At 69.2% G+C, this 23930-nt stretch carries 26 protein-coding genes; 18 read left to right on the top strand and 8 right to left on the bottom strand.

The genetic code is table 11. The features are described 5' to 3' along the window. Positions 1 to 55: 55 nt before the first annotated feature. Positions 56 to 2566: a transglycosylase domain-containing protein gene (locus AVR91_RS36620; RefSeq protein ID WP_063274111.1), complete on the top strand. Its 2511-nt coding sequence runs from the start codon at positions 56 to 58 to the stop codon at positions 2564 to 2566. On the opposite strand, the gene AVR91_RS36615 is transcribed toward AVR91_RS36620, so the two are convergent. Continuing rightward, positions 2567 to 3616, bottom strand: coding sequence for a Gfo/Idh/MocA family oxidoreductase (locus AVR91_RS36615; RefSeq protein ID WP_143254215.1), 1050 nt, complete (start codon positions 3614 to 3616; stop codon positions 2567 to 2569). 55 nt (positions 3617 to 3671) lie between these two features. On the opposite strand from AVR91_RS36615, the gene AVR91_RS36610 reads away from it, so the two are divergent. The 3 genes from AVR91_RS36610 (at position 3672) to AVR91_RS36600 (ending at position 6773) form a co-directional block, all read left to right on the top strand. Further along, positions 3672 to 4739: an ROK family transcriptional regulator gene (locus AVR91_RS36610; protein ID WP_063274113.1), complete on the top strand. Its 1068-nt coding sequence runs from the start codon at positions 3672 to 3674 to the stop codon at positions 4737 to 4739. 69 nt (positions 4740 to 4808) lie between these two features. Then, complete coding sequence (locus AVR91_RS36605) at positions 4809 to 5153, top strand: hypothetical protein (RefSeq protein WP_063274114.1); 345 nt, start codon at positions 4809 to 4811, stop codon at positions 5151 to 5153. A gap of 72 nt (positions 5154 to 5225) precedes the next feature. Next, positions 5226 to 6773 carry a glycosyltransferase family 87 protein gene (locus tag AVR91_RS36600; RefSeq protein WP_063274115.1) on the top strand — a complete coding sequence of 516 codons (1548 nt, stop codon included), beginning with the start codon at positions 5226 to 5228 and terminating at the stop codon, positions 6771 to 6773. Here the strand turns inward: AVR91_RS36600 and AVR91_RS36595 are convergent. The 3 genes from AVR91_RS36595 to AVR91_RS36585 all read right to left on the bottom strand — a co-directional run bounded on the left by AVR91_RS36595 (position 6730) and on the right by AVR91_RS36585 (position 8505). Then, a complete protein-coding gene (locus AVR91_RS36595; RefSeq protein ID WP_063274116.1) occupies positions 6730 to 7065 on the bottom strand; it encodes a hypothetical protein in 336 nt (111 codons plus the stop codon). The two genes, AVR91_RS36600 and AVR91_RS36595, sit on opposite strands and share 44 nt — an antisense overlap. A 44-nt stretch (positions 7066 to 7109) precedes the next feature. Further along, a complete protein-coding gene (locus AVR91_RS36590) occupies positions 7110 to 7619 on the bottom strand; it encodes a hypothetical protein (RefSeq protein WP_063274117.1) in 510 nt (169 codons plus the stop codon). 106 nt (positions 7620 to 7725) lie between these two features. Next, positions 7726 to 8505, bottom strand: coding sequence for a deoxyribonuclease IV (locus AVR91_RS36585; protein ID WP_063274118.1), 780 nt, complete (start codon positions 8503 to 8505; stop codon positions 7726 to 7728). 120 nt (positions 8506 to 8625) lie between these two features. Between AVR91_RS36585 and AVR91_RS36580 the strand changes: the two genes are divergently transcribed. The 12 genes from AVR91_RS36580 (at position 8626) to dnaB (ending at position 18518) form a co-directional block, all read left to right on the top strand. Next, positions 8626 to 9429 carry a hypothetical protein gene (locus AVR91_RS36580; RefSeq protein ID WP_063274119.1) on the top strand — a complete coding sequence of 268 codons (804 nt, stop codon included), beginning with the start codon at positions 8626 to 8628 and terminating at the stop codon, positions 9427 to 9429. 124 nt (positions 9430 to 9553) lie between these two features. After that, a complete protein-coding gene (locus AVR91_RS36575; RefSeq protein ID WP_063274120.1) occupies positions 9554 to 10444 on the top strand; it encodes a hypothetical protein in 891 nt (296 codons plus the stop codon). Positions 10445 to 10545: 101 nt separating this feature from the next. Then, positions 10546 to 11430, top strand: a complete 885-nt coding sequence (locus AVR91_RS36570) for a hypothetical protein (RefSeq protein ID WP_063274121.1) — start codon at positions 10546 to 10548, stop codon at positions 11428 to 11430. A gap of 78 nt (positions 11431 to 11508) precedes the next feature. Beyond that, positions 11509 to 11829, top strand: coding sequence for a 30S ribosomal protein S6 (gene rpsF / locus AVR91_RS36565; RefSeq protein WP_016338288.1), 321 nt, complete (start codon positions 11509 to 11511; stop codon positions 11827 to 11829). Positions 11830 to 11846: 17 nt separating this feature from the next. Beyond that, positions 11847 to 12347, top strand: a complete 501-nt coding sequence (locus tag AVR91_RS36560) for a single-stranded DNA-binding protein (RefSeq protein ID WP_016338289.1) — start codon at positions 11847 to 11849, stop codon at positions 12345 to 12347. A 77-nt stretch (positions 12348 to 12424) separates the two neighbouring features. Then, a complete protein-coding gene (gene rpsR / locus AVR91_RS36555) occupies positions 12425 to 12673 on the top strand; it encodes a 30S ribosomal protein S18 (protein WP_005168122.1) in 249 nt (82 codons plus the stop codon). Positions 12674 to 12685: 12 nt separating this feature from the next. Further along, a complete protein-coding gene (gene rplI / locus AVR91_RS36550) occupies positions 12686 to 13141 on the top strand; it encodes a 50S ribosomal protein L9 (RefSeq protein WP_005168124.1) in 456 nt (151 codons plus the stop codon). Between the two features lie 155 nt (positions 13142 to 13296). After that, positions 13297 to 13701 carry a hypothetical protein gene (locus AVR91_RS36545; RefSeq protein ID WP_063274122.1) on the top strand — a complete coding sequence of 135 codons (405 nt, stop codon included), beginning with the start codon at positions 13297 to 13299 and terminating at the stop codon, positions 13699 to 13701. Further along, positions 13701 to 14300 (top strand): DUF3558 domain-containing protein, encoded by a 600-nt coding sequence (locus tag AVR91_RS36540; protein ID WP_016338291.1) that lies wholly within the window; start codon positions 13701 to 13703, stop codon positions 14298 to 14300. The genes AVR91_RS36545 and AVR91_RS36540 overlap by 1 nt, the downstream gene beginning before the upstream one ends. Before the next feature lie 3 nt (positions 14301 to 14303). Continuing rightward, positions 14304 to 15644 carry a PPE domain-containing protein gene (locus AVR91_RS36535; protein WP_063274123.1) on the top strand — a complete coding sequence of 447 codons (1341 nt, stop codon included), beginning with the start codon at positions 14304 to 14306 and terminating at the stop codon, positions 15642 to 15644. 191 nt (positions 15645 to 15835) lie between these two features. Further along, entirely contained in the window at positions 15836 to 16633 is a 798-nt protein-coding gene (locus AVR91_RS36530) for an ESX secretion-associated protein EspG (protein ID WP_063274124.1), read from the top strand. Between the two features lie 475 nt (positions 16634 to 17108). Beyond that, positions 17109 to 18518, top strand: a complete 1410-nt coding sequence (dnaB, locus tag AVR91_RS36525; protein ID WP_016338295.1) for a replicative DNA helicase — start codon at positions 17109 to 17111, stop codon at positions 18516 to 18518. On the opposite strand, the gene AVR91_RS36520 is transcribed toward dnaB, so the two are convergent. The 3 genes from AVR91_RS36520 to AVR91_RS36510 are packed head-to-tail and all read right to left on the bottom strand — an operon-like array spanning position 18515 to position 21063. Continuing rightward, complete coding sequence (locus AVR91_RS36520; protein ID WP_063274125.1) at positions 18515 to 19294, bottom strand: alpha/beta fold hydrolase; 780 nt, start codon at positions 19292 to 19294, stop codon at positions 18515 to 18517. The genes dnaB and AVR91_RS36520 overlap by 4 nt on opposite strands. 2 nt (positions 19295 to 19296) lie before the next feature. Continuing rightward, positions 19297 to 19893, bottom strand: a complete 597-nt coding sequence (locus AVR91_RS36515) for a TetR/AcrR family transcriptional regulator (RefSeq protein WP_063274126.1) — start codon at positions 19891 to 19893, stop codon at positions 19297 to 19299. Positions 19894 to 19947: 54 nt separating this feature from the next. After that, a complete protein-coding gene (locus AVR91_RS36510; RefSeq protein ID WP_063274127.1) occupies positions 19948 to 21063 on the bottom strand; it encodes an FAD-dependent oxidoreductase in 1116 nt (371 codons plus the stop codon). Positions 21064 to 21133: 70 nt separating this feature from the next. On the opposite strand from AVR91_RS36510, the gene AVR91_RS36505 reads away from it, so the two are divergent. Further along, positions 21134 to 21814: a TetR/AcrR family transcriptional regulator gene (locus AVR91_RS36505; protein WP_063274128.1), complete on the top strand. Its 681-nt coding sequence runs from the start codon at positions 21134 to 21136 to the stop codon at positions 21812 to 21814. Here AVR91_RS36505 and AVR91_RS36500 read toward each other — a convergent pair. Next, the gene (locus tag AVR91_RS36500; RefSeq protein ID WP_063274184.1) at positions 21806 to 22687 is read right to left on the bottom strand and encodes an aminoglycoside phosphotransferase family protein; all 882 of its coding nucleotides are present in this window, start codon (positions 22685 to 22687) and stop codon (positions 21806 to 21808) included. The two genes, AVR91_RS36505 and AVR91_RS36500, sit on opposite strands and share 9 nt — an antisense overlap. Before the next feature lie 65 nt (positions 22688 to 22752). Between AVR91_RS36500 and AVR91_RS36495 the strand changes: the two genes are divergently transcribed. Next, positions 22753 to 23928: a serine hydrolase domain-containing protein gene (locus AVR91_RS36495; RefSeq protein WP_063274129.1), complete on the top strand. Its 1176-nt coding sequence runs from the start codon at positions 22753 to 22755 to the stop codon at positions 23926 to 23928. Positions 23929 to 23930: the final 2 nt, after the last annotated feature.

Here is a 23930-nt window from a genome sequence, read left to right as displayed (position 1 = left end):
GAGACCTGCGACCGCAGGACCGCGCTCACCCACGGAAGGTTCGGAGGACGTCCCAGTGAACGACGATCCCCACGGCGGATGGCCAGGTCAGGACCCTGACCCCGCCCGTCGTCCGCAACGCCCGGCCGGACCGCCCCGTCGTCCCGCCGGTCCGCCCCCGGGATACGGGCAGCGGCCGGGACCCGGTCCGCAGGGACAGGCGCCGTGGCAGCGCCAGGGTCCGTCCCAGCAGCAGCCACCCCCGCGCCGTCCGCAGCGGCCGCCGGTCGCGCCGCAGCACGAGCCGGACCTCATCACGCATCACGAGCACAACGGCACCACCGATCGCGGGTACGAAGAGCCGTACGAGGACGAGCAGTACGGCCCGGAGACCGACGAGAACGGGAAACCGATCCTCACCCCGGCCCAGCGCAAGAAGCGCCGGTGGAGACGGATCCGGCGGGTGCTGCTCGCGCTGTTCTGCCTGTTCGTCGTCATCCCGGCGATCGCGTTCGTGATCACCTACTTCTCCGTCGACGTGCCGTCGCCGCAGTCCGTCGCGGCCACACAGGGCCAGGCGGTGACGTACTACTACGCCGACAACACCGAGATGGGCAAGGACGTCCCCAAGGGCGGCAACCGGCAGATCCTGACGCCGGAGCAGATCCCGGACATCGTCAAGAAGGCCGTGATCGCCACCGAGGACGCCTCCTTCGAGACGAACTCGGGCTTCGACATCGGCGGCATCCTGCGCGCGGTCTACAACCAGGTCACCGCGGGCAAGGGCGGTGGTTCGACCATCTCCCAGCAGTACATCAAGGTCGCCAGCGGGGACGACGAATCGTCGCTCGCGCGCAAATGGACCGAACTCGCCAAGTCCTTCAAGATGAACCAGACGTACGAGAAGAAGGACATCATCACGGCGTACCTGAACATCATCTACTTCGGGCGCGGTGCGTACGGGATCGAGTCGGCCGCGCAGGCGTTCTTCGGCAAGCCCGCCGGTGAGCTGAACGCGTCCGAGGCGGCGCTCCTCGCGGGCCTCATCCAGCAGCCGGGCCGCTCGGAGAACCCGAAGGTGGCGAACGAACGCTGGACCGTCGCGCTGAACCGGATGGTGCAGAACGGTTTCCTCTCCGCCGCCGACCGCGCGAACCTGCAGTTCCCGACGCCGATCCCGCAGGAGGACAAGCAGCAGGCCGGCGTGGTCAACCCGTTCATCCGCGACAAGGTCAAGGAAGAGCTCGCCGCGAACGGCATCACCGACGACGTCTACTACCGCGGTGGCTACAAGGTCTACACGACCATCGACCCGAAGGCGCAGGCCGCGGCCGAGCAGGCGGTGGCCGACGGGATGAAGGGCCAGACCGACGAGAACCTGCTCAACGCGCTCGTCGCGATCGATCCCAAAACCGGTGGGGTGAAGGCGTACTACGGTGGCCCGACCATCGTGAAGGGGCCCAACGGCAAGGACCAAAAGGGCCGCGACTGGGCGAACACACCGCAGAACCCCGGGTCGTCGATGAAGCCGTTCGACCTCACCGCGTACATGCAGCTCGGCAAGGGCGGCATCAATTCGACGTTCGACGGCTCCAACAACCGGCAGTTCGGGAAGCAGACGATCCGGAACGCCGGTCCCGGCAGCACCTGTTCGCAGCAGTGCACGGTGTCCGAGGCGATGCAGCGGTCGGCCAACACGGTGTTCTACGACATGGTCGTGAACGTGACCAAACCCGGGCCGGTGGCACAGGCGGCCAAGGACGCCGGGGTGAAACCCGCCCCCGACGGCAGCTCCGAACTGTTCGCCGACAACAACATCGCGCTCGGCGGCGGCAAGACGGCCATCACCCCGGAGGACATGGCCGCCGCGTACGCCACCTTCGCGGGTGAAGGACAGCGGCGGGACAAGCACTTCGTCGTCAAGGTGACCAACTCGCAGGACGAGGCCGCGTACTCCGCTCCGGAAGAGGCGAAGCCCGCGTTCGCCGACGACGCCGACAAGAGCAAGCAGATCGCCGGCAACGTCACCGAGTCCCTCAAGGGTGTCGTCCCGTTCTCGAAGCTCAAGTGCCCCAACAACCACGAGTGCGCCGGAAAGACCGGGACCCAGCAGCACACCTACCGGCCGGGCGAGCCCGCGTCGGCGAAGGACGCCAACTCGCAGACCTGGATGGTCGGCTACACGCCGTCGATCTCGGCCGCGGTGTGGGTCGGCGGCGACGGTGACAAGGCGCTGAAGGGCAAGAACGGCAAGTCGATCTTCGGTTCGACGATCGCCGGCCCGATCTGGCAGAAGTTCCTTTCCCTGTACCTGAACGGGAAACCGGGGGAGCGCTTCGACAAGGTCAAGATCATCGGCGGGGACGACAACAACACCGTCCCGTCGACGCAGACCCCGCCGGACGACGACGAGGGCTCGACCGAGACCGGCACGCCGTCGACCGGCCCGTCGACCGGATCTTCGTCTTCGCGGAACGAAGAGGACCCGCCTTCCAGCTCGAAGAACCCGCCTTCGTCCAGTGAGAACAACGAAGAGGGCGGCAACGGTCCCGGCCGGGGCGGCGGGGGCAGAGGCGATACCGAATAGCTAGAGGGTGACGACGCGCCGTTCGGCACCCGCGAGGTGAGCGGCTTCGATGACCCGGAGCGTCTCGACCGCGGAGGCGGGATCGACCGGGAAGCCGCCCTTGCCGAGCAGCGCGTCGCGCACCTGCGCGTAGAAGTCCTCGTAGCGGCCGACCTCGGTGGGCACGGTCTCGACGTCTTCGTTCACGCCGAGCACGCCCGCGTCCGACAGCGGCTCGATGCCCCAGCCGGGGTCGCCGGGCCGCAGGCCGTCCTTGATCTGCGGCTCCTGGACGTCGAGGCCGTACTTCGTGAAGGTCGCCTTGTCGCCGAGCACGCGGAATCGCGGGTTCCGGGTGCCCGCGAGCGCGGACGCCCACAGGTGCGAACGCACGCCGTTGGTGTGCTGAAGGGCGACGAAGGCGTCGTCGTCGACCGACACCCCGGCGCGGCGCCTGTCGACCTCCGCGTAGACCTCGGAGACCGGGCCGAACAGCTGCAGCGCCTGGTCGACGATGTGCGCGCCGAGGTCGTAGAGGAGCCCGCCCGCCTCGGCGGGGTCGCCGAACTCGCGCCAGTTGTCCCGCGGCTTCGGCACCCAGCGGTCGTAGCGTGACTCGAAGCGGAAGACGTCGCCGAGGCGTCCGGTTTCGAGGACCTTCCGGACGGTGAGGAAGTCCGAGTCGAACCGGCGGTTCTGGAACACCGTCAGCCCGACGCCCTTGGCCTTCGCGGCTTCGACGACCTTCGACGCTTCGGCCGCCGTCGGCGCGAAGGGCTTGTCGACGACGACGGGCAGACCCGCCTCGATCGCCCGGAGCGCGAGCGGAACGTGGGTGCGGTTCGGCGTGCTGACGACGACCAGGTCCAGCTCGCCGGCCTTCGCGAACAACGCGTCCGCGTCGGGCAGCACGTCGGCGGCCGGGTAGTCGGCGCGCGCCTGCGCGACCCGGTCCGGGTTCGAGGTGACGATGGCGGCCGGGGTCAGCCCCGGTGTCGCGTCGACCAGCGGCGCATGGAAGACGCGTCCGCCGGTGCCGTATCCGAAGATCCCCACTCGCAAGTCAGCCATGACCCCATTAAACAACAGTGTTGCGTAATCAGCCAGCCATGGCAGGATGCGCGCTATGCCGGAGACCGGGGTCAATCTGCGCGGCCTGCGCCAGCACAATCGGACACTGCTGCTCACACATATCCTGCGCGCGGGCGGTCTCAGCCGCGTCGAACTCGCCGAGCGCACCCGGCTCACCCAGCAGGCCGTCTCGAAGATCGTCCCCGAACTGCTCGAAGCCGGCCTGCTGGACGAAGAACGCCAGCCCGCGACCGGTGTCGGCAAGCCGCGCACCCTGCTGCGCGTCCGCGCGGACGCCCGGCACGCGCTCGGCGCCCAGCTCGACCGGGACTCCTTCCGGGTGGTCATGACCGACCTGACCGGCAAGATCATCGCGTCGCGCGGCGGGCCGCTGATCCCGGGATTCACCCCCGCCGAGGCCGTCTCCGCCCTCGGCGAAGCGGCCGAAGCGCTACTCGACGGCGTCGACGGTGTCCTCGGCCTCGGCGTCGGCAGCGTCGGCCCGCTCGATCACCACGAAGGAGTGGTCCGGGACGCCACGAACATGCCGGGCTGGCACGACGTTCCCCTGCGCGACCTGCTCGCGGAACGCACCGGGCTGCCCGTGCGGCTCGACAAGAACACCAACGCCGCCGCCTTCGCCCAGCACTGGCCGGAGGGCGACCAGGCCGCGACCGCCGTCGTGCTCGTCGGGACCGGGATCGGCGTCGGACTGCTGATCGACGGCAGGTTGTACCGAGGACCGCGGACCAACGCGGGCGAGTTCGGGCATACGACGCTCGCCTTCGACGGACCTCGCTGCGCGTGCGGCCGCCGCGGCTGCGTGGAGGTGCTGCACAACGCGGCGGCGACCACGGAGGAGGCGGCGGGCCTGCTGGCGATCGGGCTCGCCGACCTCGTCCAGGTGCTCGACCTCGAACGTGTCGTGCTCACCGGCCGTTCGGTCCGCGCGGCACCCGGGGTGTACCGCGACACCGTCGCCGCGCGGCTGCGCGAACTCCTGCCTTTGCCGCACTGGCAACGGATCCAGGTCGATCTCGACGAGATGGGCGACGACGTCGTGGCGTTCGGCGCGGCGGCGGAGGTGCTGGCGGGGTTCTACGAGAGCGGCGACATCACCTAGGAAGCCGTTTGTAACGGACGATGCTCCCACGACGACCTTGCATCGACATTCGGTAGCAAAGGGAGTCAGTTGCGCGCCAGGACGATCATCGCGACCATCACCGTGACCTGCGGGGTTCTGCTGTCCGGATGCGGCACCGCCGTGTCGCCACCCGATCCCAAGGCCGAATGGACGGCCGCGATGAAGAGTGCGGGTTTCGTACCGAACTCCCCGCGCACTTATGACGAGATGTTCGAGGCGGCGAAGAATTTCTGCAGCGCGGGATCCGCGCTGGCGATCAGCGGGCTCGCCCGCACCGTTCTGACACCTGAAATGGCCGACCGGACGGCGATGCCGGCTCGCGGCAAGGACCCCGACACCGCGGCCAAGGCATACGGGGACGCCACCTGGAAGTGGGCCTGCGGACACCAGTAGATCGCCGGCGGGGTTCTACGAGAGCGGCGACATCACCGGGTGGTCACCCGGATAGGCGCTAACATCCGCCACGTGCCCGACCAGACGCCCCAGCCCGAGGCTCCGCTCTCCCTCACCCCCGGCGAGCGGGTCATCCCGAGCTGGAACGAACCGCTCGTGGCCGCGGCGACCCGGCCGATCGGCGGTCCGCTCGGCGAGCACGCGGCCGTGGGGCGGCACTGGTTCTGGTCACCGCAGCGGGTCGGGCTGCTGCTGGCCTGCCTCGCGCTGGTGCTCTCGTGGTTCGGCAAGGCGTCGTGCATCCAGCAGTACACCGACGACTCCGGCACCCATCAGCTCGACTGGCGGGCGGGCCGCCCGTTCGTCGCGATGTGTTACTCGGACATCGTCCCGCTCTACAGCTCCGAGCGGCTGAACGATCCGGACACCTTCCCGTACGTGACTTCGTGGACCGAAAACGAGGGAACGGCGAAGGAGACCACGCGGTACATGGAGTACCCGGTGGCGACCGGGCTGTTCCAGTGGATCAACGCGAAGCTCACCGAAGCCTGGCTCTCGGTCGCGGAAGCGGGCTGGCTGCCCGGCGCGCTCCCGGTGGCCGTGTACTTCAACATCTCGGCACTGTGGCTCGCGCTGGCCTGGCTCGTGACGGTGTGGGCGACCGGCCGATCGCTGAAACGTCGCCCGTGGGACGCCGCGCTGGTCGCGATCTCGCCGCTGGTGCTGGTGCACGTCTTCACCAACTTCGACGCCATCGCGACCGCGTTCACCGCGACCGCGCTGCTCGCGTGGGCGCGGCGACGGCCCGAGGTCGCGGGTTTCCTGCTCGGGCTCGGCGCGGCGGCGAAGCTGTATCCGCTGCTCCTGCTCATCCCGTTGCTCTTCCTGTGCCTGCGCGCGGGCAAGGTCAAACAGTGGGCGCTCACCGCCGGGCTCGCCGTGGCGACGTTCGTCGTGATCAACGTCCCGTTCGCGCTCGCCGCGCCGACCGGCTGGTGGGAGTTCTTCCGGCTCAACACGGCGCGCCCGATGGACCCGGACTCGCTCTACAACGTGATCTCCCACCTTTCCGGCTGGGCCGGATTCGACGGGAAGCTCGCCACGGGTGAGACACCGGTCGTGCTCAACGCCGTCGTCGCGGTGCTTTTCCTCGCCGCCTGCGCCGGCATCGGCTACGTCGCGCTGAAGGCGCCGCGCCGTCCGCGGCTCGGCCAGCTCGCCTTCCTCGTGGTGGCCGCGTTCCTGCTGACCAACAAGGTGTGGAGCCCGCAGTACTCGCTGTGGCTGGTCCCGCTGGCGGTGCTCGCGATCCCGCGCTGGCGGCTGCTGCTCGGCTGGATGATCCTCGACGCGCTGGTCTGGGCGCCGCGGATGATGTACTACCTCGGCGTCGACAACAAAGGCCTGCCGCAGGACTGGTTCCTTGGCGCCGTCGTGATCCGCGATCTGGCGGTGATCGGCCTTTGCGCGCTGGTGATCCGCGACGTCTACCAGCCGCGCAAAGACCCGGTCCGCCTCGCCGGCGACGACGATCCGATCGGCGGATTCCTCGACGGCGCCCCCGACCTACGCGCGGTCAAGCACGCTTCAACACCTCAGGTCCAGGACGTTCGAGCCTGATGTGCTTGCCGAAGTCCTCGGCCCCGAAGTCTTCGATCCGCACGACGACGGCTTCGGGCGAGGTCTCGACGAGCCTGCAGGCGAACCAGTCTTCGCCGTGCCTGACCGACCAGCGCTCGGCGAGGATGGCCAGGCCCTCCGCCTCCAGCAACGCGACGGAGTCGTCGAAGGCGGCGGGCCCGCCGAGCGGGTAGCCGAAAACGGTCAGTGCCTGCCAACGGGTTACCGGCGCGGGGACGACGTAGCCGACGTGCTCGCCGTCCTCCGCCCGGTACACGGTCCGATTCTTCATGCGGCCAAGACTCGACCCTCCCGTGGCGAGAGGGTCAAGCCGATTCAGCGCACGAGGTAGCCGCCCGTGCTCGTTTCGAAGAACGGCACCGGCCCGGTGCAGGGCAGGACGTCCTGTTCGAAACCGCCGTACCCCCAGCTCCAGCCGATCCGGTCGTGGCCGCGCGGCACGTCCCGCACCGAGAAACCGACGCGGCGGCCGACCACGTTCACCGGGAAGGCGGGGATGTCGGCGCGTTCGATCACGCCGGTCAGGACGGCGAGGTCGCCGTCACGCGAGACGCAGTCGACCTTGCCCTCGAAATCGGCGACGAGTTTGCCGTCCTTCGTCAGGTGATTCACGTGGAACCGGCCGGAAGACCTCCCGGGTTCCCCGAAAGCGGCGAAGTCGAATCGGACCGGCTCGCCTTCGTAAGCGGGGAACGTCAGCGGCCCGCCCGCCGACCCGATGACCGCGGACCCCGCCGCCTGCGTCGCCGTCGCCTGGGTCGCCCCCAGCGTTCCCGCGGCGACGGCGAGCACTGCGACGGCGGCGATCTTGGCCTTGAGCTTCATGGCTTTCCCTCCAGTACCGGGTGTGTCCCGGCTGGATTCGAGCCTTCCTCGATCGGTGTGCCTGGCACTCCCGCTGGAGAGGGAACGGCCTCCCGCGCGAGTAGCCCTAGGCGGACGCGACGCGCTCCCGGACGAAGGCGATGTCCGCCGCCTGCCCGTCCGACGGAGTCTCGACCACCACCGGAGCGCCCGCTTCGGCCGCGACCGCGGCCAGCACCTCGGGATCGATCGTGCCGTCGCCGCCGACCACGTTGGCGTGCCGGTCCCGGGTGGAACCGAACTCGTCGCGCGAGTTGTTGAGGTGCACGAGGTCGATCCGGCCGGTGATGGCCTTGACCTTCTTGACCGCCTCGGTCAGATCCCAGCCGGCCGCGTACGCGTGGCAGGTGTCGAAACAGAAACCCGCGCCGAATTCGCCGACCTTGTCCCAGAGCCGGGCGATCGTGTCGAGGTCGCGGGTCATCGCGTTGTCGCCGCCCGCGGTGTTCTCGATCAGGATCGGCACGGCGAAGCCGCCCTTTTCCTGTTCCCGCTCGAAAAGCTTGCGCCAGTTGACGAGGCCCTCTTCGACGTCTTCCCCGGAACCGACGTGGCCGCCGTGCACGACGAGCCCTTTCGCGCCGATTTCGGCGGCGCCGTTCGCGTGCTGCGTGACGTTCTTCCGCGACGGGATGCGGATGCGGTTGTTCATCGACGCCACATTGATCAGGTACGGCGAGTGGATGAACACCTCGACCGGCGATTCCTTGATCGCTTCGCCGTGCGGGTGGGGTTTGGGAGCCTTCCAGCCCTGCGGGTCCGAAAGGAAGAACTGGAGGACCTCGGCTTCGCGTTCGGCGACCGCGGAGAGGGGATCGTCGTCGCGGACATGGGCACCGATTTTCATGCCAGCAAACTACCCTTGGCCAATTCTCACCGGCGCGCCCCAGTCCGTCACGCTCGTGGGGTAGCGTGAGCGCGTTCCGTTAAAACCGCGTGGGTCTTTGAGGGGCGGAGGACGAACTCGATGGGGAAGACTGCCGGGCGGATCACGGCTTGGGGATTCGCGCTTTCGGTCACGGCCGGACTCGCGTTCCCGATGACCGCGACGGCCGCCGAGGAACCGAGCCCGACCCTTTCCGGTGAATGCGGATCGACCCTGCAGAACGGGAAGTCCGGCAACGGCCTCACCGCCGACGTGGGCGCGCCGCTCGGTTCGTCCGAGGTGCTGACGGTCGGCCTCGATTCGAAGGCCAAGACCGCCGAGGGCCGGAAGCCCCTGCTTTCGCTGCCGGTCGGCGATCTCGTCAAGACGACCGGCCTCACCGACAACGCGGCGGGCGACCTCGTCGCGCAGGGTGTCTGCAAACCGGCGCAGGGCGCGGTGAACGCGGTCGGGAATCTGACCCAGGGCGTCGTCGGGGAGATCCCGGGGGTCCCGGAGATCCCACCCGGCCCGAACCCGCCCCAGCCGGAGCCGCCCAAGCCTGAGCCCCCGAAGCCGGGCCCTGGACAGCCCGGTGGCCCGGGCAGCGAACTCCCGGTCGAGACCGCCCCGGGTTCCTCCACCGGCATCGGCGGGGACTCGATCGCCGGCGTGATCAGCAACGCGGCACTGCTCCCCGGCAGCTTCGTCCAGGCGCCGGTGATCACCGAGATCATCCCCGGCGAGGTGCCGCCGCCCACCGTCGACGAAAAGGACACCGGCAACGCGCAGGCCGTCCAGGCGCCGGTCGCCCCGGCCAAGCTGCCGCTGCTGCTCGCGGTGCTGGCGCTGGCCGTCGTCGCCGCGGCTCTGGTCCGCGCCTGGCTGCGGGGCAAGCCCGCCTGATCTTCACCGTCAGTGACGCCCGCTTCCACTCGAATGCCTGACCTCTTCGAGTGAGCGGGCGTTACTTGTCTCCATTAGCGTCGTTGTCCGGGTAGGTGACCCCGACGACGGAGGAGTCGAAGGCATGCGCGAACGGACACGGAGGGCGACGGCCCTGGGTGCGTCGGCCTTCATTCTCGCGGGCTCGGCCGCCCTCGCCATGCCCGGCACGGCCGCCGCCGCGGAGACCAAGACCGCCACCTGCGGCGGCTCGGTGACCGCGAAGACCGGCGACACGATCCTCGGCAAGACCCCGTTGCTCGGCATTCCGCTCAACCTCGGCCAGGCCGGACCGGTGTCCGGGGTGCTCACGGGGACGATCAACGCGCTGCTCGGCACGGTCTGCAAGGTGACGGTGACCGTGGTGAACACCGTCGTCGCGCCGGTCCCGGTCGTCGGCGCGCCCGCCGCGGAGGCGCTGAACGGCGCCGTCAGCGGAACCCACGAAGCCCTGACCGGTGGTGGCGCCAAGCCCGCTCCCGGAACCCAGCCTCAGCCTGGGAAACCCGCTCCCGGAACACCCGGCAGCGGCGGTCCGCAGACCGGCGGACCGGGTGCTCCCGCGCAGGGCGGCGCCCCGGCGGGCGGCATTCCGGCGGCGAACAGCCCGCTCCTGCCCGGCACCTTCACCCCGAACTTCGGCGGCCTGCCGTGGGGTATCAGCACGGGCTACGCCCCGATGCGCGACTACAGCTCCATCCCGATGGCGACGGCCGGTCTCTTCAGCCCGTCGCCCGGCCTCCGGTACGGCGGCCAGATCCCGGGTTACGCGCCCCAGTTCGGCATCGAGACCGAGAACCAGGCCGGAAACCCGGACGTCCAGAACGCGGGACAGGCTGAAGCGCTACCGAGTGTGAGCGACGGATTCACTCAGGACGGGAAACTGCCGCTGCTGATCGCCGTTTTGGCACTCTCCGGAGTCAGCGCGGGCCTCGTACGCACCTGGGTCCTCCGCCGAATGGCCGCTACAAGTTAGGCCTACCGCCTAGTATCTTTCTGGTCACTCCCTCGTTATCCCCGTTGCAGTGATTCCTCATGCACTGCTTCACGCCCCCACCGACCCGGAGGATCGCGCCCGTGCGGAAGACCACCATCTGGCAGACCACCCGCAAGGCGCTCACCGTCACCGCACTCGCGACCATGGTCACCGGTGGCGCGCTCCTGACGGCCGGTACCGCCTCGGCGGCCACCACGCTGGCGAACGCGTGCAGCGGCACCGTGAACGGCGGGATGGGCGACACCGTCGCGATCACCGGCACCTCGGTCAAGGAACTGGTGCGGGCGGGCGCGCGGGAAGCGGGCACGCTGGCGCTGTACGACGTCGCCGCGAACGACATCGCGAAGGTCAACAAGATCGACCTCGGCTCCGTCCCGAACGCCGCGGGCGGTTCGATCGACGGCAAGGCGATCGGCGCGGCCGTGCGCCAGGCCGTCAAGGACACCAAGTCCTGGGGTCTCGGGCTGAACCCCGAAAAGACGCTGAATTCCATCGAGCACAAGGTCGCCGGCAGCTGCGGGCTGACCACGGTCGCCACGAACTACGTCGCGCCCACCCTGCCGTCGCCGGGCACCACCGCCCCGCAGCAGGGCGGCAACGGCGGCGGCACCAACGGCCTCCCGTCCTCGCCGAGCCTGCTGCCCGGCGGCAGCAACAACGGCACCGGCTACGCCCCGCCGCGCGACTACGGCAACCTGCCGGTCGCGCAGCCGGGTGTCGCGGTGGCGCCGGGCGTGCGCTACCCGGCCAACAGCCCGCTCCCCGGCGAGGGTGCCCCGCAGTACGGCACCGAGGGCCAGGCGGGGCAGGGTCCCGACGTCCGCAACGCGGGCAACGCCGAAGCGCTCGCGACCGACGGCATGCCCGGCGGCGACGTCCAGCTGCCGATGCTGCTCGCGGTGCTCGTGCTCGCCGGGGTGACCGCCGCGCTGGTCCGCACCTGGGTCCTGCGCCGCGTCTCCTGACCGCCAGGTACGCTTACCTGGACAAACCCTCCTGCCACGGACAGTCCGTGGCCGCGAGCCCATAGGAGGTGAGTGGTTGTGTCACGCCATTACGAGGTAATGGTCATCCTGGACCCCACGCTCGACGAGCGTACGGTGGCCCCGACCCTGGACAACTTCCTCAACGTGATCCGCACTTCGGGCGGAAGCGTCGAGAAGGTCGACGTCTGGGGCCGTCGCCGGCTGTCCTACGAGATCAAGAAGCACGCCGAGGGCATCTACGCGCTCCTCGACCTGAACTCGACTTCGGAAGCGGTCAAGGAGCTGGACCGTCAGCTCTCGCTGCAGGAGACCGTGCTCCGCACCAAGGTCATGCGCCGCGAGATCAAGCGCGCCGCGACCGCCGCCGCCAAGGCCTGAGCCGAAGGACTTTCCCGATGGCTGGAGACACCGTCATCACGGTGATCGGCAACCTCACGTCCGACCCGGAGCTTCGCTTCACCCCTTCCGGTGCGGCGGTCGCGAACTTCACCGTCGCGTCCACCCCGCGCACGCTGGACCGTCAGTCCGGTGAGTGGAAGGACGGCGAGGCCCTGTTCCTGCGCTGCAACATCTGGCGTCAGGCGGCCGAGAACGTCGCCGAGTCGCTGACGCGTGGCGCGCGAGTCGTCGTGCAGGGGCGCCTCAAGCAGCGGTCGTTCGAGACCAAGGAAGGCGAGAAGCGCACCGTCGTCGAGCTCGAGGTCGACGAGATCGGCCCGTCGCTGCGCTACGCCACCGCCAAGGTGAACAAGGTCAGCCGTGGCACCGGTGGCGGTGGCGGCGGCTTCGGTGGTGGCGGTGGTGGCCAGAGCGCCCCGCCCGCCGACGACCCGTGGGGTTCCGCCCCGCCCGCCGGTGGCGGTGGCGGCGGTTTCTCCGACGAGCCGCCCTTCTGATCCGGCGTCCACCGCGGGCGAGCAGCTCCGCGAGACGCCTCGAGACAACCACTACGTAGAAATTCAGGAGTAATACCGTGGCCAAGCCACCCATCCGCAAGCCCAAGAAGAAGGTCTGCGTGTTCTGCAAGGCCGAGAAGAAGGGCCGCCCGGAGAACATCGACTACAAGGACACCAACCTGCTTCGGAAGTACATCTCCGACCGCGGGAAGATCCGTGCCCGCCGGGTGACCGGCAACTGCAGCCAGCACCAGCGTGACATCGCCATCGCGGTCAAGAACTCCCGCGAAATGGCGCTGCTGCCCTACACCTCGACCGCGCGCTAAGGAGGCACGTCAATGGCGAAGATCATTCTCACCACCGACGTCGCCAACCTCGGTGGGCCCGGCGACATCGTCGAGGTCAAGGACGGCTACGCACGCAACTACCTGCTCCCCCGCGGCTACGCCATCGTGGCCACCAAGGGCGCGGAGAAGAACGTGCGCACGATCAAGCGGGCGCAGGAGAGCCGTCGCATCCGCGACCTCGACCACGCCAAGGAGATCAAGGCGACCCTGGAGGGCCTCGGCGCCATCCAGCTGAGCGGCAAGGCGGCCGAGGGCTCGAAGAAGCTCTTCGGTTCGATCACCACCGCCGAGATCGTGGACGCGATCAAGGCCGCGGGCGGCCCGCTGCTCGACAAGCGCGTCATCGAGCTGAAGGACCACATCAAGACCGTGGGCAAGCACTCGGTCGGCGCCCGTCTGCACCCCGACGTCCGCGTCGACGTGCGGCTCGAGGTCAAGGCCAAGTAACACCGCTTCGGCAACGGGCGGGACGTCTCCATCACGGAGGTGTCCCGCCCTTTGTTTTACGGGGAACCGCACCCCATCAGGTCACGTCTTAAGCTTGACTGGGGATCGAGGCATTATCGAGACTCGACGTCGAGGCACGGGGAGATCTGGACGCAATGGCTTACGACAGCAACGCCGAGCAGAACCGGCAGGAGAAGGTCTCGGTGTCCGCACCGGCCAACCCGGACAAGCCGGCGTCGGGCGGAGGCGGCGGCGGGTTCACCTTCGACAAGGACAAGATCGACGGCATCATCAAGAAGTGGACGGACCTGCAGGCCGAGCTCAAGCGGGACTACGCCGACGCGAACCTGATGGCGAACGTCAAGGCGCCCGGCAAGGAGTTCGCGAGCGGGGACTGGGAGAAGCTCGCCAACCCGTCGGGCAAGGCGTTCCTGGAGCAGAACCAGAAGATGCAGGACTACGTCAAGAACTACATCGACCAGCTGACCGCCGCGAAGCAGAAGATCGCCACGAACGAGGCCGAAACGCAGGCTTCGCTCAACAAGCACAAGGCCGTGTGATGCGACGTTCCCTCGTTCTCCTCCTGGCCGCGGGCGCGCTGGTCGCCGGCTGTTCCGGCACCAAGAACGGCACCGCCTCGTCGGAGCCTTCCTACACGACCGGGGCCGGCGCCTCGAGCGAGTCGAGCGGCTCGTCCGGCTCCGCGCCCAAGGTGTCGAACCCGCTGAAGACCTCGTCGATCGAGAGCGACGCCTGCGCCGCGCTTTCCGCGGCGAAGCGGACCGAGCTCGGCCTCGGCGAAGGCGAGCGGCGGACCACGAGCGCCGGACCCGGCTGCTCGATCTTCGCCGCCGACGACAAGCTGAACCAGATCGAGATCAGCCCGGTGCTCGCGAACAAGAACGGCCTGAGCGACGTCTACGACACGAAGGCCAACAACGAGTACTTCGAGCCGACCGAGGTCGCGGGCTACCCGGCGGTGTACGCCGCGTCGCTCGACCACCGCAAGAACGGCAAATGCGGTCTGTTCGTCGGCGTGACCGACCAGCTCTCCGTGAACATCCTGGTGCAGTACGACAACGGACCCGGCGCGAGTGATCCGTGCCCGGTCGCGCTCAAAGTGGGGGAAGCGATGATCGAGACGTTGAAGGAGGGCTGACACGTGTTCCTGCTGCCGATCATCGCCGGGTATTCGGCCTACAACCTGGCGACCACGAAATCCGGCGACTTCGAAGCGTCCGGCGGCGATCGCAAGATCGACTGCTACCACATCTGGGAGAAGATCGTCACCGGTCCGGGTACCGGGTCGATCCAGGAGGGCCAGGCCGCCGCGACCCGGCTCAAGGCCGGCTACCAGGACAGGCTGACCACCATCGACAACCTGTCGAAGGAGATGGACGCCGCCTGGACCGGTAAGAGCGCCGAGGCCGCGCAGCAGTCGGGCGCGCATCCGCTGCGGGCGTGGATGGAGGACTCCGGCAAGAAGCTGGTGGACTCCGACAAGTACCTCGGCGAGCAGAACACCGCCTTCACCACGGTGAAGGCGAAGGTGCAGCAGGTCCCGAAGGACCCGCCGAAGAACAACCTGCTCAACTCCATCACCCCGTGGACCACCGACACCGACCGCGCGATCCGGGACTACAACCAAAAGGGTCAAGCGAACGTCGACGCGTTCAACGAGTACTTCAAGGCCAGTTCCGAGAACGGCAAGAAGCTGCCCACCTACAACAAGCTGGAGGGGCAGAACACCAACGTCGACGTCAACGGCGGCGGCAAGGACAAAGACGGCAAGGACAAGGACGGCGGCGGCCAGGGCGACCGGAACGGCCACAACGGCATGCCGGGCATCTCGACGCCGCCCGGTTCGATGCCGAGCATCCCCGGTTCGGGCACACCGAACATCCCCGGTTCGAACATGCCGGGTATCGGCACGCCCGGCTCGAACCTTCCGGGCAGCAACCTGCCGGGGTCGAACCTTCCCGGCTCGAACCTGCCGGGTTCGAACCTGCCCGGCGGGCAGTACAACCCGAACATCCCCGGCAGCAACTACAAGCCGCCGTCCTGGGACGACGGGACGAACGCGTCCGGCTACACCCCGCCGAAGATCCCCGGCGCCGGCGGCTTCGGCCCGGGTGGCGGCGGAGGCGGCGGTGGCGGTGGCTTCGGCGGCACCGACATCCCCGGTGCGGGCGGCTTCGGCCCGGACGGTGGCTTCGGTCCCGGTGGCGGCTTCGGTCCCGGTGGCGGAAGTGGCGCGGCCCTGCCCGGCAACGCGGGTGCGATGGGTGGCGCCGGCGTGGGCGGCGGCGCCGGTGGCGCCGGTTCCGGAGCGGGCCGCGGCGCGGGCGGAATGATGGGCGGCATGGGCGGTATGGGAGCCGGTGGCGCCCGGGGTAAGGGCGGTGAAGACGAGGAGCGCAGCGCCAAGTTCCTGGTCGGCGACGACCCCAACGAGATCTTCGGAACCGACGAACTCACCGCACCGCCGGTGATCGGCGAATAAGTGTCGGGGCGGAGCCGGCGCTATGGCGGAATACGGCACAGAAGTGAACCCGCCTCTTCGATCGCGGTCGCGGGTTCACCGATGAAGGACTAGCTATCACGAGCAGGCCGGGCGCGTGCCAAGATTGGGGCCGCGCGCCCGGCTTGTCTTGTTCCGGGCTGGACGAACAGAACGACTAGGGGGCAGTTCCGGTGCTGGACAAACAGGTCACGATCACGACCGGCACCCTCATCACGCTGATCCGCCGCCGAGGCGGCGAACCGCACACGATCCTGTCGGAGACCCCGACCTGGTACGACGAGGACGCGCAGCGGGCCGAGGACGAGCGGACCAATGAGGAACTGGCAAGCCAGGGCCTCTTCGGCGCACGAGGACTGCACCCCGGTTTCAAGGCGACCCTCGAAGCGATCGCCAGGCCGTCGCTGGAGTACTACGGCTGGGTCGACGGCGGGTTCGAGGGCAAGGCGCTGAGCTTCAGCCTGCTCGCGGGGAGCGCCGGCGGCGAGGGTTTCGTGCTCGCCCGGCACAGCGAGCACGACGGTGTCGCGCTGGCCTCCGCGCGGCCGGAAGAGCTGCTCACCGAGTTCCTCGACCAGATCCCGAAGCTCGCGCCGGGACGCGGCCGTCCGCTCGCCGTGCCGAAGAGTCAGGTCGAGGCTCCGCGCTCGTCGTCGACGGCGCAGGACGAGGGCTTCGAGGTGCTTCGCAGCGGGCGGCAGAGCACCGGGAGCCAGGAAGCCGACGAGCTTCGCCGTATCCTCGCGTTACGCCGTTTGGGGAGCGGAAGCCTCTACGTCGCGGCCCGCGGCCGGAGCGGCGCGCGGCAGCGGATCGAACGCCCGGTGAACTACATCGATACGACCGAGGGCCGGTGGCTGACCGAAGAGGTACCGGGAAGTGGCGAGCCGAGGATCGCCTTCACACCCGCCGACCAGCAGGTTCTCGCGGAACGACTACGGAGCGCACAGGGCAGGTTGTTCGCGTCCTGAGTTCCGGCCCGTTCAGCCCGGCGGGTCACCCCTCTACCCTCCGTAGCATTCATCCACAGGGCGCCCCTGTGCGCCCGCGTGCGACACGCCGAACGACGAGTTTTGCCCGACACGCCGTCGCGAGGTGAATAAAGTTCTCCACAGTCTCTCCACAGGGGCTGACCAGCGCTTTTGTCAGACCATCCCAGCGTTGCCCACAAGTTGTACACAGGGTTTCGGCCACCTGTGAAGGGATGCCCGCAGTCATCCCCAGGTTGTCCACAGGGCGGTCCCCAGGCGAAATTGCGCTCGTCCTTTCGGGGGGCCTAGCGTGCCCGCCGGGCCGGTACACACCGTGGTGGTCGACCGGCCGGCAAGGGGAAGACAGGGGAGGGCCCGAAGCCGCGGGAGGGGCGGACGGGCACGGGCGGATCGACCGGGGAAATTCTGGCATAATCGAACGCGTGTTCGATGTCTTGAGGAGGTGGCAGCAGCGGTGGCGCTGACCGACGACCGCAATCCGATGTACGCGGAGTCCGACCCGGGTCCCAGCGACCCCGGTCCGCGTGGCGGCGAGTACGACCGCCAGCCTCCGCAGGACATCGCGGCCGAGCAATCCGTGCTCGGCGGCATGCTGCTGTCGAAGGACGCGGTCGCCGACGTCATCGAAGCCCTCGGCCCCGACGACTTCTACCGCCCCGCCCATCAAGCGATCTACGACGTCATCCTCGATCTCTACGGCCGAGGCGAACCCGCCGACCCGATCACCGTCTCCGCCGAGCTGGAACGCCGAGGCGAGCTGGGCCGCGTCGGCGGCGCCCCGTATCTGCACACCCTGATCGCGACGGTGCCGACGGCGGCGAACGCCGGGTACTACGCCGAGATCGTCTCCGAGAAGGCGGTGCTGCGGCGTCTGGTCGAGGCGGGCACCCGGATCGTGCAGTACGGCTACGGCGCGGCAGCGGCCGACGGCGCGAACATCGACGAGGTCGTCGACCGCGCGCAGGCCGCGATCTACGACGTCACCGAGCGGCGCACCAGCGAGGACTACGTCGCGCTGGAGGAGCTGCTCCAGCCGACCATGGACGAGATCGACGCGATCGCGTCGCGCGGCGGCCAGTCGCAGGGCATCCCGACCGGATTCGCCGACTTCGACGATCTGACCAACGGCCTGCACCCCGGCCAGATGATCATCGTCGCGGCCCGGCCCGGTGTCGGGAAATCGACGCTGGGACTCGATTTCGCGCGTTCGGCGTCCATCAAACACGGTCTGACCAGCGTCATCTTCTCGCTGGAAATGAGCAGGACCGAGATCGTCATGCGCATGCTCTCGGCCGAGGCTCGAATCCGCCTGGCGGATATGCGCGGTGGCAAGATGTCCGACGACGACTGGACGCGGCTCGCGCGCCGGATGAGCGAGGTCTCCGAGGCGCCGCTGTTCGTCGACGACTCGCCGAACATGACGATGATGGAGATCCGCGCGAAGGCCCGGCGGCTCAAGCAGCGCAACGACCTCAAACTCGTCGTCCTCGACTATCTCCAGCTGATGACCTCGGGGAAGCGCGTCGAGTCGCGGCAGCAGGAGGTCTCGGAGTTCTCGCGGCAGATGAAGCTGCTGGCGAAGGAGATCGAGGTCCCGGTGATCGCGATCAGTCAGCTGAACCGTGGTCCCGAGCAGCGGACCGACAAACGCCCGATGCTGTCCGACCTCCGTGAGTCCGGTTCGCTGGAACAGGACGCCGACCTCGTCATCCTGGTCAACCGCCCCGACGCGTGGGAGCGCGACGACCCGCGGGCGGGCGAGGCGGACCTGATCATCGCGAAGCACCGTGCCGGGCCGACGGCGACGATCACCGTGGCGCACCAGCTGCACTACAGCCGCTTCGTCGACCTGTCACACGACTAAAGCAAGAACTCGAAGACGTCCTTGGTGAAGCGCCGATCGCTCATCACGGTGTGGTGCCGCCGTCCCGGGTAGACCTTGAGATCGCCGCGGCGCGTCTTGTCGGCCACCCGCTCGGCGAGTTCGAGCGGGTAGAGGGCGTCCCGCGAGCCGGCGATCATCAAGGTGGGCGCGGTGATCTCGCCGAGCCGGTCTTCGATGTCGAAGGCGTCTTCCGCCCGCAGCATGGCCACCATGCCGTTCGGGTCCGCCGGGCGGCCGGAGGTCAGCGCCAGCAGCCCGGCCAGCAGAGCCCGGCCGGGCCGGGTTTCCGCGACCGTGGGCGCCAGCGCCATGGCCGCCGCCCGATGCCGTCCGGCGGCCAAAAGATCCGCGTATTCACGCTGGACGCGGCGGCCGGTCGAGCCGAGCCGGGTGCCCGCGGCCCCGACCACCAGCCGCCGCACCAGGCCGGGGTGGTCGGCGGCGAACTGCAGCGCCAGGCAACCGGCCATGGACACGCCGAGCACGTCGACCGGGCGGTCGAACCGTTCCCGCAGCTCTTCGGCGTGGTGGGCGGCGAGATCGGCCATGGTGACGCCGGGTTCGAGGCCCGGTCGCCTGCCGACCGTCAGCACGGTGAACCGCGCGGCCAGCGGTTTGAGGGACCGCACCTCCGCCCAGCGGGCGACGCCGGTGGGGTTGGCCGAGTCGGGCAGCACCGTCCGGAAGACCACGAGCGGGCTTCCCGTGCCGAACTCGAAGTACGGGGCACCACCGGCCAGTACACCTTCGCGCATGGTCACTCCTTGATCAGTCCCGCCGCGACGATGTCGATGAGCCGGTCGAGTACGGCGGGGTAGCGCTGCTCGCCGATGTCCTGCCGGTGCATGGGAAGCAGCAACACGGCTTGGAGCACCCCGGTCAGCTCGTCGTCGTCGGCGTCGACGAGCTGACCCTTTGCTCTGGCCGCCGCCAGGAATCCGGGCAGCGGCAGGACCTGCTCGGCTCTGGCCATCTCCTCGGGACCCATCCGCCGCGCCACCGCCCGCATCTCCTCGGGATGGGTGATCAGCCGGTGGTAGAGCGGGTTCTCCGCCAAGATCCGTACCGTGGCACGCAGGAAACCGCCGAGGGCCTCGCGCGCGTTTTCGGCCTCCTTCGTCACCGTGGCCAGCTGTTCGTGCAGCTCGGGGGCCTGGCGCAGCACAAGCTCCAGGTACAGCGCCTCCTTCGAGTCGAAGAAGGCGTAGAAGCTGCTTTTGGCGATCCCGGCCGGGGTCACGAGGTCGTCCAGAGAGGTCTTGCGCAGGCCCTGCGTGGCGAAGAGGGCACGTCCGGCGTCCAGGAGCCGCTCGGTGATCCTGGCGCGGTCCTCGGCACTGAACGGGCTCGGCATCCGGCTCCCCGTGGGCTATGAACGAAATCAGTTTTCGTTCATAGCACCTTAGCCTCAGTCTCGCTGGAAGAACGCGAGCATTTTCCGGGAAGCGTCCGGAGCCGTCAGGAGTTCGTGGACCCGCTCGGACATCCGGGCGGCGGCACTGGTGCGGTCGAACATCTCCCGTTCGTACTCCTTGACGGCGGCGGGGAAATCGCCCGGCTGCCCGGCCAGCGCGAGGCCGAGGAGGGCGCCGTCGAGCAGGGCCATGTTGGCACCTTCGCCCACCGCCGGCATCAGATGCGCGGCATCGCCGAGCAGGGTGACGTCCGGTGCCGATGGCCAGGTCAGGCCCACGGGGAGGGCGGTGACCGGCCGTGGCACGACCACGTCGTCACAGGCTTCGATCAGCGAGGTGAACCGCGTGTCCCAGCCGTCGAGCCGCCCGATCAGCCACTTCCGGGCGGCGGCCGGATCGTCGAGCGGCATCCCGCCGGTGGCGAACCAGTCCTCGGCGGTGTTGTAGAAGCTGAGGCCGACGCGAACGGTGCCGTCGCCGTTGCGCTGCGCGGCGAGGGATTTCCCGTCGCCGAGCACCCAGTAGGTGCCGCGTCCGACCATCGCCGCGAGGCCGGGATGGGTGCGGTCGATGTCGGGGATGCGGAGTTCCACCAGGTTGTGGCCGAGATGCGCCGGGCGGGCGTCGGTGACCAAGGCACGCACGCGAGAGTTGGCGCCATCGGCACCGACCAGGAGGTCGTACGTCGCGCTGTGCCCATTCGCGAAGCGCAAGACGCCGTCCCCGGCCGATTCGAACGCGTGTCCCCAGCGCACCGTGTGCTCGGGGAGCGAATCCAGCAGCAGGTCACGCAGATCGGCCCGATCGACCTCGGGTCGCTCGAAAGGCGCGTCGTCCGGCGTGTCTTCCTGCAGCAGCAGGGTGCCGTCCGGTTCCAGAAGCCGCATGTCCTGGCCCTCGCCGCGGGCGATCTCGGAGAACCGGTCGATCAGGCCTGCTTCGCGGAGCGCCCGCTGCCCGGTGTCGGCGTGGATGTCGAGCATGCCGCCCTGGCCACGGGCGTCACGTGACGTCTCCCGCTCGTACACGACGGCCTCGATGCCGTGGCCGTGCAGGACACGGGCGAGGGCCAGGCCGCCGAGGCCCGCTCCGACGATGGCGATGGTCATGATTCACACCTCTCGATACACTGTATTGGTCAATACACTGTATCGAGCGATGCGATGTATTGTCACCGCCATGGTGGTGTGGGAGCGGCCGGAGCCGCCGGAACGGCCTGCTCTGGCCCCGTTGAGCCGGGAGCTGATCGTGCGGGCGGCGATCCGGCTCGCCGACGCGGACGGCCTGGACGCGGTGTCCCTGCGCAAGATGGCGACCGCGCTGGACGTCGGCCCGATGCGGCTGTACGGCTACATCGAGAACAAGGAGGAGCTGCTCGACCTGATGGTCGACGCCGCCCACGCCGAGATCCGGCCGGCCGGGGACGGCTGGCGGGAAGTGCTGCGGTCGCTCGCCGACGCGATGCGCCGCGCCGTCCACCGGCACGAATGGCTCGCCGATCTCCTCGGCGGCAGGCCCCAGCTGGGCCCGCACGCGCTGGCCACCGCCGAGGCCGTCATGTCGGCGCTGGGCGACGTCGGCGTGGATTCCGCGATGCCGGTGGTCTCGGCGGTCAACGCGTACACGATCGGTGCGGTCCGCCGGGAGATCGCCGAGCGGCGCGCGGAACGGGCCACCGGGCTGGACGAGCAGCGGTGGCAGACCACGCTCGGGCCCTATCTGACGCGCGCGTTCGCCGGCGGGAATCTCCCCTCGCTGGCCACGGTCGTCCGCGACGCCGTCCACCTCGACGCCGACGAGACCTTCCGGATGGGCCTTGATTTCCTCCTCGACGGCATCGAGGCCCGCGTCTCAGGCTGACGCGCGTTCGAGGGCGGCCCTGGCCGCCGGCTCCCAGGTCGGCTTTCCGCCGGGACGGCCGAGCCTGCCGTTGCGACCGATGCCGATCAGGTGCAACGCGCGCAGGACGGCCCAGCCGCGGGCCCGCGCGATGGTGGCCTCGTCCGCGACCGCGTAGGCCTCGAAGAACCCGCCCGCCGTGCCTTCGGGCAGCAGGAGCCAGGCAGCCGACAGGTCGGTCGCGGGATCGCCCGCGCACAGGTCGCCGAAATCGATCACCCCGGCGAGTGTTCCGTCCCGCACGATCACGTTCGCGGCATGAAGGTCGCCGTGCAGCCAGATCGGCGCCCCGTCCCACGTGGGCGCCGCGAGGGCCTTGTCCCAGATCTCCCGTGCGGAGTCGGTGTTCGCGTCGCCCTCGATGAACTCCAGCCCCTGGTCGAAACCGTCGCGCAGGTCGGCGAGCGGGATGCCGCGCGTCGAGCTGACGGGGGCATCCGCGGGCGCCTCCCGATGCAGTGCCGCGAGAAAACCCGCGAGTGTCCCGGCGGCGTCCGGACGGGTGATCGGCGCACGATCCGAAGGCTCGCCCTCGACCCAGCGCGTGACCGTCCAGGTGTGCTCGAACAGGGCCGAAGGCTCACCGATCCGGACCGGCACGGGAGTGGGCAGCGGCAGGCACCCGGCCAGCACGGGAAGCCATTTCTGCTCGCCGCGCAACAACTCCGGCGCGCGTTCGGTGCGCGGCAGGCGCACGGCCAGCTCCGATCCGAGGCGCCACTGCTGGTTGTCCCAGCCGCCTTCGACGTCGCGGAGTTCGAGCTCCGCGAGATCCGGATGCTGTTCCCGCAGCAGAGCCCGCACCAAGTCCTGCTCGAACCTGAATTCGTCCATGATCGAGACTCCCATGTCAGCGCCGTGACCGTCCCGTGTCAGCGCGGCCCGCGAACGTGGTCGCCATGACCAAGACACTGAAGACCTTCCGCCGCATCGGTCTCACCGCGTTGGCCGCCGCGCTGCTGGCGGGCGTCACCGCGCCCGCCGCCTCCGCCGGCCAGGACCGCCCGGAACTACGGCAGGCGGCCCAGGAATTCGTCGACGCGGGCTTCGGCGGGATGCAGCTGCGCGTCCGTGACGAGCGGGGCGAGTGGACCGGCAGCGCCGGGGTCCGCGAGCGGGGCGGGACCGCGAAACCGCCGACGAACGGCCATTTCCGCGTCGGCAGCACGACGAAGAACTTCACCGCGACGCTGGTGCTGCAACTGGTGGCCGAGGGCCGGATCGGACTCGACACCCCGGTCGCCGGGTTCCTCCCGCAGTTCGGGCTCGATCCGCGGATCACCGTGCGGATGCTGCTGCAGCACACCAGCGGGCTGTTCAACCACACCGGCCAGTACCACCCGGACGGCACGGTCACGCCGGGGATCCCGTGGGCCGGACAGGAATGGGTGGACAAGCGCTTCCACACCTACCAGCCGGAGGAGCTGGTGCGGCTGGCCGTGTCCAAGCCCGCGGTGTTCGCGCCGGGAGCGAGCTGGAGCTACTCGAACACGAACTACGTGGTGGCGAGGCTGCTGGTCGAGAAGCTCACCGGCCGTCCCTTCGCCGACGAGCTGGACCGGCGGATCCTGCGGCCGCTCAAGCTGCGTGACACCGTTTCGCCGGGGGCGTGGGCAGGCATGCCCAAGCCGTACGCCCACGCCTACTACCGCTACGAAGACGCCGGCCAGTGGAAGACGATCGACGTCACCCACCAGAACCCGTCGTGGATCTCCAGCGCGGGCGACATGATCTCGACGACCAAGGATCTCCAGACGTACTTCTCCGCACTGCAGAGCGGAAAGCTCCTCCCGGCCCGGCTGCTGGCCGAGATGCGCGAGACGCACCCCGGCAGCGAAAGCCTTTACGGTTTCTACGGTCTCGGGCAGTTCACCCAGGACTTGGGTCCGGGCTGCGGCACCGTCCTCAACCACAACGGCGGCGTCAACGGCTACGGCTCGCTGATGTACAGCTCGCCCGACGGCAGCAAGACACTGACCGCGTCGATCACCGGCGGGGACTCCGCGAAGGACCCGCTGCCGTCGTACCCGGCGGCGCTGGACAAGCTCGTCCGGACGGTGTTCTGCGGCAAGTGAGC

Origin of the sequence: Amycolatopsis keratiniphila subsp. keratiniphila, from assembly GCF_001620365.2 — a bacterium.
Taxonomy (GTDB): Bacteria; Actinomycetota; Actinomycetes; order Mycobacteriales; family Pseudonocardiaceae; genus Amycolatopsis; species Amycolatopsis keratiniphila.
The sequence above is the reverse complement of the archived record's forward strand: the minus strand, read 5'-3'. Positions and strand labels throughout refer to the sequence as shown.

Excerpts from the sequence above, each read along its gene's own strand:
- AVR91_RS36540 (WP_016338291.1), top strand. The coding sequence starts at position 13,701 with ATGCGACGTTCCCTCGTTCTCCTCCTGGCCGCGGGCGCGCTGGTCGCC.
- AVR91_RS36510 (WP_063274127.1), bottom strand. The coding sequence starts at position 21,063 with ATGACCATCGCCATCGTCGGAGCGGGCCTCGGCGGCCTGGCCCTCGCC.
- AVR91_RS36560 (WP_016338289.1), top strand. The coding sequence starts at position 11,847 with ATGGCTGGAGACACCGTCATCACGGTGATCGGCAACCTCACGTCCGAC.
- AVR91_RS36575 (WP_063274120.1), top strand. The coding sequence starts at position 9,554 with ATGCGCGAACGGACACGGAGGGCGACGGCCCTGGGTGCGTCGGCCTTC.
- rplI (WP_005168124.1), top strand. The coding sequence starts at position 12,686 with ATGGCGAAGATCATTCTCACCACCGACGTCGCCAACCTCGGTGGGCCC.
- AVR91_RS36520 (WP_063274125.1), bottom strand. The coding sequence starts at position 19,294 with ATGCGCGAAGGTGTACTGGCCGGTGGTGCCCCGTACTTCGAGTTCGGC.
- AVR91_RS36595 (WP_063274116.1), bottom strand. The coding sequence starts at position 7,065 with ATGAAGAATCGGACCGTGTACCGGGCGGAGGACGGCGAGCACGTCGGC.
- AVR91_RS36610 (WP_063274113.1), top strand. The coding sequence starts at position 3,672 with ATGCCGGAGACCGGGGTCAATCTGCGCGGCCTGCGCCAGCACAATCGG.
- AVR91_RS36515 (WP_063274126.1), bottom strand. The coding sequence starts at position 19,893 with ATGCCGAGCCCGTTCAGTGCCGAGGACCGCGCCAGGATCACCGAGCGG.
- AVR91_RS36590 (WP_063274117.1), bottom strand. The coding sequence starts at position 7,619 with ATGAAGCTCAAGGCCAAGATCGCCGCCGTCGCAGTGCTCGCCGTCGCC.
- AVR91_RS36500 (WP_063274184.1), bottom strand. The coding sequence starts at position 22,687 with ATGGACGAATTCAGGTTCGAGCAGGACTTGGTGCGGGCTCTGCTGCGG.
- AVR91_RS36615 (WP_143254215.1), bottom strand. The coding sequence starts at position 3,616 with ATGGCTGACTTGCGAGTGGGGATCTTCGGATACGGCACCGGCGGACGC.
- AVR91_RS36545 (WP_063274122.1), top strand. The coding sequence starts at position 13,297 with ATGGCTTACGACAGCAACGCCGAGCAGAACCGGCAGGAGAAGGTCTCG.
- AVR91_RS36580 (WP_063274119.1), top strand. The coding sequence starts at position 8,626 with ATGGGGAAGACTGCCGGGCGGATCACGGCTTGGGGATTCGCGCTTTCG.
- AVR91_RS36505 (WP_063274128.1), top strand. The coding sequence starts at position 21,134 with ATGGTGGTGTGGGAGCGGCCGGAGCCGCCGGAACGGCCTGCTCTGGCC.
- AVR91_RS36585 (WP_063274118.1), bottom strand. The coding sequence starts at position 8,505 with ATGAAAATCGGTGCCCATGTCCGCGACGACGATCCCCTCTCCGCGGTC.
- AVR91_RS36495 (WP_063274129.1), top strand. The coding sequence starts at position 22,753 with ATGACCAAGACACTGAAGACCTTCCGCCGCATCGGTCTCACCGCGTTG.